An 11,857-nucleotide genomic window follows, 5' to 3' on the forward strand; every position below is an offset into this window, starting at 1 on the left:
GACGTCAGGAAAGAGTCGTTCATGACGTCCGGATCCGCTGCCCGGACGCGGGTGGGTCAGCGGTGGAGGCGGGTGACGTGCCAGGAGTACCAGGCGTGGGCCTGGGCGTCGGTGAGGGAGGCGACCTGGTCGACGACCACGCGGAGCAGGCCGGCGTCGTCGGCGGCCGAGTTCCAGGCCGGGACGAACAGGGGGTCGAGGGACTCCGGTGCGCGGCGGGCCAGCGCGTGGACCAGCTCGGCCAGCAGCTCGCGCTGGCCCTCCTGCATCGCCAGCCGGCGGCGGTCGCTCATCACGTACCGCAGGGCCAGTGCCTTCAGCAGGGCCACCTCGGCCGCCACCTGCTCCGGGACGCACAGGTCCGCCCCGTACCGCACCAGCGGTCCCTCGCCGAACTTCTCGCGCGTGCCGGTGACCGCCGCCGTCGTGAAGCGGCCGACCAGCTCGCTCGTCAGCCGTTTCAACGCGACCTGGGCCCCCGGGGACCCGTCCGGCTCGGCCGACACCAGCGCCGCCACCACCGGCAGCTCCAGCAGTTCCGCCGCCGCATCCTCCAAAGTGGACACCGACTGCGCCGAGAAGTGCTTGGCGGCGGCCTCGGCGACGGCCGCGCGCTCGTCCGGGTGGGCGAGCACGCGCAGCTTGATCCGGCCGGCCAGCACGCCGTCCTCGACGTCGTGCACCGAGTACGCGACGTCGTCCGCCCAGTCCATGATCTGCGCTTCCAGGCACCGCTGCCCCGACGGCGCCCCGGCACGGAACCACTCGAACACCCCGGCGTCGTCGCCGTACACGCCGTACTTCGCCTGCCCCGGCCGGCGCGGCCACGGGTACTTCGTGGTCGCGTCCAGGCACGCGCGGGTGAGGTTGAGCCCCACCGGATCACCCTCGGCGGACAGCAGCTTGGGCTCCAGCCGGGTGAGGATGCGCAACGTCTGCGCGTTGCCCTCGAACCCGCCGCACGACGCGGCCACCTCGTCGAGCGCGCGCTCGCCGTTGTGGCCGAACGGCGGGTGCCCGATGTCGTGCGCCAGCCCCGCGGTGTCCACCAGGTCCGGGTCGGCGCCCAGCTCGTCGGCGATGCCGCGGCCGATCTGGGCGACTTCGAGTGAGTGCGTCAGCCGGGTGCGCGGGACGCCGGTGACCTCGGCGCCCTCCCCCGGCCCGACCACCTGGGTCTTGCCGGCGAGCCGCCGCAGGGCGGCGGAGTGCAGCACCCGGGCCCGGTCGCGGGAGAACGCGCTGCGCCCGTCCGCCCGGGCGCCGGGCAGCGCCGCGCCCTTGGCCGCCTCCGGCAGCAGGCGGGCGGTGTCGTGCTCGGTGTAGTCCACGTGACCAGCCTAAACGCGACCACTGACATTTTTCGGGGGTTCGGGTGGCGAAGCCCCAGATGTCACCGACAAAAAGCTCGACTCGCGCTCGACGCAAGAAGCGGCTCTCAGCCCAGGAAGGTCGCGAACAGGTCGTCCGCGGGCGTCTTCGTCAGCCGGTAGTACAGCAGCGCCCCGGTCTCGCGGACGATGTACCGCACCTGGGTGACGCGCTCCTGGACGATCGGCCCGCTGTGCGTCGGCGCTGTCCAGGCGTCGAGGCCCAGGTCGTCGGCCATGGTCCGAGCCCGGAACGAGTGCCACGGGTCGCTGACCAGCACCGCCGTCCGCCAGCCGCGGGCCTCGACCTGCTGGGCGACCGCGCGCAGGCTTCGCAGCGTGTCGCTGCCTTCGCCGACGGCGAGCGTCGCCGACGACGGCACGCCGCGCCGGGTCAGCCAGAGCTGGCCGGCCCTGGCCTCGGTGAAGTTGTCCTCGGCCTTCTTCCCGCCCGCGGTGACGATCGTCTTCGCGACGCCCGCGTCGTACAGCTGCTTGGCCTTCGCGAGCCGGGCGGCGTAGATGTCCGACGGCTTGCCGTTGTACTGCGCCGCCCCCAGCACCACGATGACGTCGGCGGGGGTCCGGTCGTTCTCGCGGGCGACCTGCCAGACGCGGAACGCGGTGCCGCCGACGAGCGCCACCAGCACGAAGAGCGTGCCGAGCGCGATCCGGCGCGCCCAGCTGGAGAGCGAGGGTTTGGTGCGTTCAGCGGTACCCACCCGGCCCATTCTTTCAGAGGCGGTTCAGAGCCAGCCACGCTCCTCCGCGACGCGCACCGCTTCGGCCCGCGTCCGGGCTCCGGTCTTCCCGATCGCGGCGGACAGGTGGTTGCGGACGGTGCCCTCCGACAGGTGCAGGGCACGGGCGATGTCGGCCACCGTGCTGCCGTCCTCGGCCTCCCGCAGCACGTCCCGCTCGCGCCCGGTGAGCGGGCTGGCCCCGGTGGCGAGGGATTCCGCGGCCAGCGCCGGGTCGACCACACGCAGTCCACTGTGGACCCGGCGGACGGCCTCGACGAGCTGCTCCGGCGGCGCGTCCTTGACGACGAACCCGGCGGCACCCGCCGCCATCGCGCGGGCGAGGTAGCCGGGACGGCCGAACGTCGTGCAGATGATCACCCGGCACGACGGCAGGGCGGCCCGCAGGTCGGCCGCGGCTTCGAGGCCGTCCTTGCCCGGCATCTGGACGTCGAGCAGGGCGACGTCCGGCCGGGTCTCGCGCGCGGCAGCCACCACCTCGTCGCCGGAGCCGACCTGCCCGACCACTTCGATGTCGTTCTCGAGGCCCAGCACGGTGGCCAGCGCCCCGCGGACCATGGCCTGGTCGTCGGCCAGCAGCACCCGGATCAAGCGAGTCCTCCCGCGGGTTCGGCGCGCACGGCCGGGGTGGCCGGGCTCGGCGCGGGCAGCGCGACCTCCGCCCGCACCAGCAATCCTCCCCCGGGCCGCACCGACGTCCGCACCGTGCCCCCGATCGCGGCCAGCCGCTCGGTGAGCCCGCGCAGGCCGTTGCCCGCGACGACGTCGGTGGCGGTGCCGTCGTCCTCGACCTCCAGCCAGGTGTCGCCCAGCCGCACGCGGACCCGCTTGGCGCCGGAGTGCCGCAGCACGTTCGTGACGGCTTCGCGCAGTACGTACCCGAAGGTGGGCTGAAACTCCGGCCGGACGTTGTCGACGGCGTGCGGCAGGTCGGCGTCGATCTCCGCGGCCCGCAGCGCCGCGCGGGCGCCGACGAGCTCCGCCGACAGCGACACCTCGCGGTTGGCCGACACGGTCGCGCGCACGTCGGAAAGCGCGCTGCGGGTGAGGCTTTCGACCTCGCGGATCTCCTCGACCGCCCGCGGGATGTCGCCGGCGCTCTCGAGCACCCGCCGGGCCAGCCCGGCCTTGACGGTGATCGTGGTGAGGCTGTGGCCGAGCAGGTCGTGCAGGTCGCGGGCCAGGCGCTCCCGCTCGTTCGCCACGGCGAGCGTGGCGATCTCCTCGTTCGCGCGTTCCAGCCGCCGGACCGCGCGAACGAGGTTGCCCATGAAGAACATCGCCAGCGTGATCGACCCGACCGTGATCAGGTCGCCGTAGTCCGCCAGGAACCGGCCCTGCACCAGCAGGATCACCGCGCCGATGGCGAGCGCGGACAGGTCGATGATCACCGACCAGGCCGGCGGGACCAGGAACACCACCACCGCCGTGCCGTAGAGCAGGACGAACCCGCTCGCGCTGGTCGACGCCAGCGCGAGCACCCCGAGGACGTTCATCCCGATCCCGAAGGCCAGCTTCACCCGGCGGTTCCGCCCGGACACGAACGGGAACCCCAGGTAGCACAGCGAATACGTGCCGACCACCACGCCGGTGAGCACGGCTTCGACGGTGACCTCGGGGCCGGCCAGCAGCGACCGGGCGACCGGTACGAGGAACGGCAGCAGGAACCCGACGGCGATGATCGGCCACCGCCAGCTGCCCGGCCCCTTGTGCTCCGGATCGGGGATCGGTTCTCCCCACCACGCCTCGCGGTTGTCCAGCCCGAACCGGCGCTTCGCCATCTTCGTTCCCCTCCGGCCCTCAGACGCGGGCGCCGTCCTTACGGTAACGCCTGATCACCAGCGCGCCGAGCACGACGGTCCACGCGCCGAGCACCCCCGCGGCCTGGGGCAGCGAGACCACCATGTCGCCGGTCACGGCGGGCCGCGCCACCTGCAGCACCCAGTACGTCGGCATGATCTGGGCGACGTCGTGCATCCAGCCCGGCATCGACTCGATCGGGATCCACAGCCCGCCCAGGAAGCCCATGCCGAGCGTGACGAGCATGGTGATCGGCTGCATCGAGTCCGGCGTGCCGAACTGGCCGAGCAGCAGGCCCAGCAGCACCAGCGGAATCGTGCCGAGCCAGATGCCGGCGAAGATGCGGACCCAGCCGCTGCCGTCGACGTGCACACCCTCGGCCAGCACGCCCACCAGCGGCACGAGGACCAGCGCGGGCAGCCCCACGAGCATCCCGGAGATCCCCTTGCCCGCCAGGTAACCGGTGCCGGTCAACGGGGTCAGGCGCAGCTGCCGCTGCCAGCCGACCGCGCGTTCGAGGGCCAGCCGGGCGCCGCTGTTGGTCGCCGCGGCGAACACCCCGAACGTCATCATGTTGATCATGATCACGGCGGCGATCTCGGCGTGGTGCGGGTCGCTCGCCTTGGTGAAGACGTTGGCCTGCAACAGGAACATCAGGACCGGGAACGCGACGACGAAGATCAGGAAGCGCGGCGCCCGGAAGTTCCGGCGGATCTCGGTGCTCAGGTAGGTGGCGTTCATCGCACGGGCTCCGCGGTCTCGTCGGCGGTCAGGGACAGGAAGGCGCCTTCGAGGCCGACGGCGCCGATTTCGACGTCGTGCACGGCCGGCACCGCGGCCTTGAGCGCCCAGAGCGTGGCGTCGGAGTCGGCGCTGGAGATCGCGACGCGGTCGCCGCGCAGCTCGAACTCCTTGACGCCGGGCAGCGCGGCGATCACCGCGCCGGTGGCGCCCGGGACGGCGGCGCGCAGGGTGCGGCCACCGGCCAGCGCGCGGACCTCGGCGACGCTGCCGTCGGCGACGACCCGGCCGCGGCGCATCAGCACCACCCGGTCGGCGAACTCCTCGGCCTCTTCGAGGTAGTGGGTGGCGAACAGGACCGTGCGGCCGGACTCGGTGAAGGAGTACATCGACTGCCAGAACTCGCGCCGGGTGCCGACGTCCATCGCCGCGGTCGGTTCGTCGAGGATCAGCAGGTCGGGGTTGCTGACCAGGGCGACGGCGAAGCGCACGCGCTGCTTCTGCCCGCCCGACAGCTTGTTGGCGCGGCGGCCGGCCAGCTCTTCGACGCCGGCGGCGCGCAGGGCCTCGGCGACCGGCATCGGCTTGCGGTGCAGCGCGGCGACCATGCCGACGGTCTCGCCGACGGTCAGGTCGTCCATCAGGGCGCCGCCCTGCAGCATCGCGCCGATCAGGCCGGCGCGGACGGCGTCGATCGGCGTGCGGCCGAACACGCGCACGTCGCCGGCGCCGGGGCTGGTCAGGCCCAGGATCATGTCGACGGTGGTGGACTTGCCTGCCCCGTTGGGGCCGAGCAGGGCGACCACTTCGCCCGGGGCGATCGTCAGGTCGACGCCGTCGACCGCGTGGACTTCGCCGTAGTGCTTGCGCAGGCCGGTGAGGTGGATCGCGGCCCCCGCCGCCACTACCGGTTTTCCGGGGGTCCGGGTGGCGGAGCCCCCGGCCCGGGGCGAAGCCCCGGATGTCACCGCCTGGGTGTCTGTTTCTCGCATGCCCCCAGGCTGCCGCCACGAAGGCCCGGGTCCCCAGCCCGTGCGTCACGACCTGGCCGTGACAGGTGTCAGGGGTACCCGGGCCCCAAGCGCCCCAATGTGGCGTTGGTTGCGTCAGACGCACCCAATGTGGCGTTCGGTGCGTCTGACGCACCGAACGCCACATTGGGGTTTTCTCAGTAGCGGCCGTGGTGTTCGTGGTGGGTGAGGACGAGGGCTGCTTGGACGATGTGGCCGATGCGGTGGGGGCAGAGGGTGATTCGTTGGAGTGCTGACCAGCGGGTTTTGAGGAGTGCCATGGCGCGTTCACCCAGGGCGCGGGCTCGGGCGTGCAGCAGGTTGTGGACCCGTTGCCGGGCGTTGAGGGGTGGTTGACCTGCGGTTTTCTTGAACGGGGTGAGGATGCCGATCCCGGCGGCGTGGTAGGCCTTGTCGGCCAGAGTTCTCAGGCCCTGGCCGGCGGCGGCGGTCAACGCGCCGACGATTCCGTGGTCGCGGGCGGCGGAGAGGTCGTTGCGGGAGCCGGGCAGCACCGCCGAGACCCACAGCGGGAACCCGTCGGGGCTGGCCAGGAACTGGATGTTCCCGCCGAAGGCGCGGTGCTTGCCCGAGTACCACAGGTGCACGATCCGGCCACGGTTCTTACCTTTGGTTTTGATCGTGGTCGCCGCGACCCGGTCACACGGGATCAGGGTGCCGTCCAGGATCACATGCGTGTCACCGGCGGCGTGCCGCTCGCGCAGGACCTGATGCAGGTCCGGGGCGCAGGCGGCGAGGGCGGTGATCGCTTCGTGCAGGTAGCGGTAGGCGGTGGCGACGCTGATGCGATGGTCGGCCGCCAGCCGGTGCAGAGGGGTGGCGTCGCGGAACCAGCGCAGCACCAGCACCGCCTGCCAGTACGGGGTCAACGCGCGCCGGCCCCGGCGGGTGCCACGCCGCCGACGCTCGGTGTGCAGGACACGGGCAACGAACCAGACCAGTTCACGCGCCACATCGAGGGTGGCACCATAATGGATCACGTGGGGCCTCTGGAACTCTAGGATTCGATCTTCGCAAATCCAGTCCTACCAGGGGCCCCACGCCTCATCCCACGCCAACACGCCCACCCGAGCCCAGCCCTACTGAGAAAACCTCATTGGGGCGCTCGAAAGCCGGGTGGGTCAGCAGCCGATGAGGCGGGCCGCCAGGTACGACTCGAGCTGGTCGATCCCGACCCGCTCCTGCGCCATCGTGTCGCGGTCGCGGACCGTGACGGCGTTGTCGTCGAGGCTGTCGAAGTCGACCGTCACGCAGTACGGCGTGCCGATCTCCTCGTGCCGGCGGTAGCGCTTGCCGATCGAGCCGGCGTCGTCGAAGTCGACGTTCCAGTGCTTGCGCAGCACCTCGGCGACGGCCTTCGCCTTCGGCGTGAGGTCGGCGTTGCGCGAGAGCGGCAGCACCGCGGCCTTGAACGGCGCCAGCCGCGGGTCGAGCTTCAGCACCACGCGCTTGTCGGTGCCGCCCTTGGCGTTCGGCACCTCTTCCTCGTAGTAGGCGTCGATCAGGAACGCCATCATCGACCGGCCGACACCCGCCGCCGGCTCGATGACGAACGGCCGGTAGCGCTGCTTCGACGTCGGGTCGAAGTACGACAGGTCCTGCCCCGAGTGGTTCGAGTGCGTGGTCAGGTCGAAGTCGGTGCGGTTGGCGATGCCTTCCAGCTCGCCCCACTCCTGGCCCGCGTTGAACGCGAAGCGGTACTCGATGTCGACGGTGCGCTTCGCGTAGTGCGAGAGCTTTTCCTTCGGGTGCTCGTAGTGGCGCAGGTTCTCGGCCTTGATGCCGAGGTCGGTGTACCACTTGGTGCGCTCGTCGATCCAGTACTGGTGCCAGCGCTCGTCCTCGCCCGGCTCGACGAAGAACTCCATCTCCATCTGCTCGAACTCGCGGGTCCGGAAGATGAAGTTGCCCGGCGTGATCTCGTTGCGGAAGGACTTGCCGATCTGGCCGATGCCGAACGGCGGCTTCATCCGCGACGTCGTCTGGACGTTCGAGAAGTTGACGAAGATGCCCTGCGCGGTCTCCGGGCGGAGGTAGTGCAGGCCCTCTTCGGACTCCACCGGGCCGAGGTAGGTCTTCAGCATCATGTTGAAGTCCCGCGGCGGGGTGTACTGGCCGCGCGTGCCGCAGTTCGGGCACGGCACCTCGGACAGGTCGTCCTCGGTGGTCTCCTTGCCGGTGCGCGCCGCGAACTCCTCGGCGAGCTGGTCGGCGCGGAACCGCTTGTGGCACGACAGGCACTCGATCAGCGGGTCGGTGAACACGTTGACGTGCCCCGAGGCCACCCACACCTGGCGCGGCAGGATCACCGAGGAGTCGAGGCCGACGACGTCGTCGCGGCCCTGGACCACGGTCTTCCACCACTGGCGCTTGATGTTGTCCTTGAGCTCGACCCCGAGCGGTCCGTAGTCCCACGCCGAGCGGGTACCGCCGTAGATGTCTCCGCTGGCGAAGACGAAGCCACGGTTCTTGCACAGGCGGACTACGGTTTCAATGGTGTTCGTGGGCACTCCACGCTCCGGAAAGCTTGCGGGGACGGTCATCGGACTAGAACGTCTAGGGTATCCGCCGGGGCCCACCGCTTTTCGCGCAGGTGAGCCTACGGCCGCGTCACCAGCGACGCCGTCACGACGCGGTTGTCCTCGTAGCCCTCGCTGCCGCCGACGTACTCGCCGCCGCACGTGACGAGCAGCAGCTTGTGCGGGCCGTCCGGGTCGAACAGCTGCTCCGACCGGCCGGCGAGGTCCGACTTGTGCACGGTCTCGGCGGCGTCGATCCGGTACACCCACGCGCCGCCCCCGGCGTCGGTCAGCTTGACCTCCTGCCCCGGCTTGACCTGCCAGAGCTCGGTGAACGGGCCCTTCTTGCCCTTCCAGTTCACGTGCCCGGACAGCAGCGCGACGCCGCGGTCGGCGCCCAGCTTCGCACCCCACCAGGCGGCCTCGTCGAGGCCTTCGGGGATCTTCAGGGCACCGTTCGCGTCGAGGTCCTCCTGGACCAGCTTCGCGGTGCCGCCGCCGGGCAGGGCCAGCTGCGCCGGTGCGTGGCCGGTGTCCGGCTGGGTGCCCTGCGGCGCCTGCCGGCCGGCGACCGGAACGGGTGTCCCGGTGCCGTTCGCGTCGGCAGGTTCATTCTTTCCGGTGAACACGAGCAGGGTCGCGACCAGCGCCGCGACCACGAACGCCCCGGCGACGCCGACGATCCACCAGCGGCCGAAGCCCTTCTTCGGCTCCTCCGGGTTCCGGTCCTGCATGGGTTTGTGCTCCTTCGCTGTCATGGCCAGTGCACGGACAGGCATGCCGCGAAGGGCGTGTCGGGTTGCAGCGAATCGATCAGCCGGTGGGGCGCGTCACCAGCTCGGCCGTGACCAGGCGGTTCTCGTCGTAGCCCTCGGTGCCGCCGACGTAGTCGCCGCCGCAGGTCACCAGCACCAGCCGGTGCGGGCCGTCCTGGCCGAACCACCGGGCGGCCTGGGCCGGCAGCTCCTCCTTCGGCAGCGTCACGATGTCGTCGACGCGGTAGACCCACCGGCCGCCGCGCGCGTCCACCACGCTGACCTGGTCGCCTTCGCGCATGCGCCACAGCTCGTCGAACGGCCCGCGCCTGCCCTCCCAGTTCACGTGCCCGGACAGCAGCGCCGCGCCCCGGGCCGCGCCCAGCTTGGCGCCCCACCAGGCGGCGTCGCCGAGGCCGCGCGGGATCGGCAGCACGCCGGTGTCGGTCAGCTCGGTGCGGACCAGGCGGGCGGTGGCGCCGTCCGGCAGCCGGACCGTGCCCGGCCGCTGCTGCGTCGCGGTCTCGCTGTCCGCCGGGAGCACCGCCGGGGCCGCGTCCTCGCCCGGCAGCGCACCGGGCGGAGGTGCCGCCGAAACCGGCGTCGCGGCCGGTGGCAGCCAGGTCAGCACGACGATCCCGGCCGCGAAGGCGGCCACGGCCAGCGCCGCCGAAACCGCGGCCAGTGCGGTCCGCAGCACCTAGTCCGTCCCGGGCTTGCGCCGCCTGCCCAGCAGCAGGGCGACCGCGGCGAAGAAGACGCCGCCGAAGAGCAGGCCGATGCCGAGCGGGACGCGGGAGCCGTCACCGCCGGTGTCGGGGGCGGCCGCGCCGAGGTAGCCGGCCGGGACCTGCGTCGGCACGGCGGGCTGGGTGGCGTTCGTGCCGCCGTTCGTGCCGCCGGCCTTCGCGACGAAGCCCTTCGGGATCGAGCAGCTGACCCCGCCGAGCACGATGGTCGTCTTGACGTCCTGCAGCGCGGCGCCGCCGGCGTCCTTGACGTGGGTGGTGATCTCGACCCGCCAGCCGGCGACGGCGGTGAAGTCGCCCCCGCGCCAGCCGTCCTGGCGGATCAGCTGGTCGAAGGCGGTGACGCGGGTCAGCTTCAGGTCCGAGACCGTGGTCGCCCGGTCGGCGTTCGCGATGTCGCCGGGCGGACCGAGGCGCAGGTTGCTCAGCTGCAGGCCGGCGTTGCCGCCGGGCACCGGGACGATGCCGAGCCCGCCGCCGGCCTGGCGCACCCACAGCCGCGTCACCGACGACGTGGCCGACAGCTTCGCCGGGCCGGTGCAGTCCACCGACGTCTTGGCGCCCTCCAGCACGAGCACGGTGTTGTCGGCCGGCTTGGTGCCGCCCTGCCAGGTGTCCCGCAGCGCGTAGTTCGTCTCGGCGGTGGCGGTGGGCACGGTGGTGGTCTGCAACGCGGCGAAGACGTTGTGATCGCGGCTCGCGACGCCCGGCGGGTACGGGTTCTGGGACGCGCTGTACCGGCCGAGGGCGATCTGGTAGTGCCCGCCGAAGGTGGCGCGTTCGCCGTCGTCCTTGGGGACCGAGACGCGGTCCGCGGCGAGCTTGGACTGGCCGGGCAGCAGCGGCGATCGTTGCGTTTCGGTGATCAGGGCGCCGCCGCGCTGGCCTTCGTCGCCGATCCGCACCGACGCGATGTTCGCGAACGAGACCGGACCGGTCTTTTCGTCGACCGCCCGGGTCTGCGCCCCGGCGACACCCACGCCGACCAGCGGGAACACCGCGGCCACCAGGGCGGCTGCCTTCGTCACCAAACGCGTCATGTCTCCCCACTGCTTCTGCTCGGGACGGGTCGCCGGCGTCCGGGAAACGGCGAAACGCTCCGCGACAACCTTGCACCGTCGGCGACGACATGCGAAGCCGCAGGGCCAATATCCCACGAACTCACCCGTTCGGGGTAATACGACCGGCCGTACCTCGCAGCTCGACGCCGAAGCGGGGGTCCCGGACGGGGGAACACTAGGATGGACGTGACCGTTATCGGCAATGACTACGGAATTCATGGTCGCGGGCAGCGTGGAGGCGGGAATGGCGACGGTCACCGGGAGTGGCGCCCAGCCGGGGCTCGCGGACTGCACCCCGGCGGACACGGTGTCGCCGGCCCACCCCCCGCAGTCGGTCCTGACGGACGCGGGCGACCTGCTGCGCGCACTGGCGGCGCCGGTCCGGATCGCGATCGTGCTGCAGCTGCGCGCGGCCGACCGGTGTGTGCACGAGCTGGTGGACGCGCTCGACGTCGCCCAGCCGCTGATCAGCCAGCACCTGCGGGTGCTGAAGACGGCCGGGGTGGTCCAGGGTGAGCGCCGCGGCCGCGAGGTCGTCTACCGCCTCGCCGACGACCACCTGGCGCACATCGTGGTCGACGCCGTCGCCCACGTGCAGGAAGGAAAGTGATGAGCACCGCCGCGTCGCGCAGCCAGGCCCCGGTCCCCGGGCGCCGATCCACCCGGCAGCGGGCCGCGGTCGTCGAGCTGCTCAGCACGATCGACGACTTCCGGTCGGCCCAGGAACTGCACGACGAGCTGCGCAAACGCGGCGACGGCATCGGCCTGACGACGGTGTACCGCACCCTGCAGTCCCTGTCGGAGGCCGGCGAGATCGACGTCCTCCGCACGGATTCGGGCGAAGCGATCTACCGCAGGTGCTCGGCCCACCACCACCATCACCTGGTGTGCCGCATCTGCGGCCGCACGGTCGAGGTCGAGGGCCCGGCGGTGGAACGCTGGGCGGAGAAGATCGCGGCCGAGCACGGCTTTTCGGAGATCTCCCACACGGTGGAGATCACCGGCACCTGCGCCGAGCACTGACGTATCGCGCGCGCCCTCGCGTGCTTGGCCGGACGACACGCGTGACT

General features: G+C 71.8%; 13 protein-coding genes. 2 read left to right on the plus strand and 11 right to left on the minus strand.

Annotated elements, in window-relative coordinates:
- Positions 1 to 56 precede the first annotated feature (56 nt).
- The 11 genes from BLW76_RS35780 to BLW76_RS35830 all read right to left on the minus strand — a co-directional run bounded on the left by BLW76_RS35780 (position 57) and on the right by BLW76_RS35830 (position 10,766).
- Entirely contained in the window at positions 57 to 1,331 is a 1,275-nt protein-coding gene (locus BLW76_RS35780) for a deoxyguanosinetriphosphate triphosphohydrolase (RefSeq protein ID WP_091315948.1), read from the minus strand.
- A 107-nt stretch (positions 1,332 to 1,438) separates the two neighbouring features.
- A complete protein-coding gene (locus BLW76_RS35785; protein ID WP_091320305.1) occupies positions 1,439 to 2,092 on the minus strand; it encodes a YdcF family protein in 654 nt (217 codons plus the stop codon).
- A gap of 24 nt (positions 2,093 to 2,116) precedes the next feature.
- The gene (locus tag BLW76_RS35790; RefSeq protein ID WP_091315950.1) at positions 2,117 to 2,722 is read right to left on the minus strand and encodes a response regulator transcription factor; all 606 of its coding nucleotides are present in this window, start codon (positions 2,720 to 2,722) and stop codon (positions 2,117 to 2,119) included.
- A complete protein-coding gene (locus BLW76_RS35795; protein WP_091315952.1) occupies positions 2,719 to 3,912 on the minus strand; it encodes a sensor histidine kinase in 1,194 nt (397 codons plus the stop codon). Before BLW76_RS35795 ends, BLW76_RS35790 begins: the two co-directional genes overlap by 4 nt.
- Positions 3,913 to 3,931: 19 nt before the next feature.
- Positions 3,932 to 4,672 (minus strand): ABC transporter permease, encoded by a 741-nt coding sequence (locus BLW76_RS35800; protein ID WP_091315953.1) that lies wholly within the window; start codon positions 4,670 to 4,672, stop codon positions 3,932 to 3,934.
- The gene (locus tag BLW76_RS35805; RefSeq protein ID WP_091315956.1) at positions 4,669 to 5,577 is read right to left on the minus strand and encodes an ABC transporter ATP-binding protein; all 909 of its coding nucleotides are present in this window, start codon (positions 5,575 to 5,577) and stop codon (positions 4,669 to 4,671) included. Before BLW76_RS35805 ends, BLW76_RS35800 begins: the two co-directional genes overlap by 4 nt.
- 263 nt (positions 5,578 to 5,840) lie before the next feature.
- Positions 5,841 to 6,683 carry an HARBI1 family protein gene (locus tag BLW76_RS35810; RefSeq protein ID WP_091307434.1) on the minus strand — a complete coding sequence of 281 codons (843 nt, stop codon included), beginning with the start codon at positions 6,681 to 6,683 and terminating at the stop codon, positions 5,841 to 5,843.
- Positions 6,684 to 6,824: 141 nt separating this feature from the next.
- Positions 6,825 to 8,213 (minus strand): glycine--tRNA ligase, encoded by a 1,389-nt coding sequence (locus BLW76_RS35815; protein WP_091315958.1) that lies wholly within the window; start codon positions 8,211 to 8,213, stop codon positions 6,825 to 6,827.
- Positions 8,214 to 8,302: 89 nt separating this feature from the next.
- Positions 8,303 to 8,956 (minus strand): class F sortase, encoded by a 654-nt coding sequence (locus tag BLW76_RS35820; protein WP_091315961.1) that lies wholly within the window; start codon positions 8,954 to 8,956, stop codon positions 8,303 to 8,305.
- 79 nt (positions 8,957 to 9,035) lie between these two features.
- The gene (locus BLW76_RS35825) at positions 9,036 to 9,677 is read right to left on the minus strand and encodes a class F sortase (RefSeq protein ID WP_091315963.1); all 642 of its coding nucleotides are present in this window, start codon (positions 9,675 to 9,677) and stop codon (positions 9,036 to 9,038) included.
- The gene (locus tag BLW76_RS35830; RefSeq protein WP_091315966.1) at positions 9,678 to 10,766 is read right to left on the minus strand and encodes a hypothetical protein; all 1,089 of its coding nucleotides are present in this window, start codon (positions 10,764 to 10,766) and stop codon (positions 9,678 to 9,680) included.
- A 265-nt stretch (positions 10,767 to 11,031) separates the two neighbouring features.
- Between BLW76_RS35830 and BLW76_RS35835 the strand changes: the two genes are divergently transcribed.
- Entirely contained in the window at positions 11,032 to 11,397 is a 366-nt protein-coding gene (locus BLW76_RS35835) for an ArsR/SmtB family transcription factor (protein ID WP_091315968.1), read from the plus strand.
- On the plus strand, positions 11,397 to 11,810 hold the full coding sequence (locus tag BLW76_RS35840; protein ID WP_091315971.1) for a Fur family transcriptional regulator: 414 nt from the start codon (positions 11,397 to 11,399) through the stop codon (positions 11,808 to 11,810). The genes BLW76_RS35835 and BLW76_RS35840 overlap by 1 nt, the downstream gene beginning before the upstream one ends.
- The last annotated feature ends 47 nt before the right edge of the window (positions 11,811 to 11,857 follow it).

It is taken from the genome of Amycolatopsis tolypomycina (genome assembly GCF_900105945.1).
Taxonomy (GTDB): domain Bacteria; phylum Actinomycetota; class Actinomycetes; order Mycobacteriales; family Pseudonocardiaceae; genus Amycolatopsis; species Amycolatopsis tolypomycina.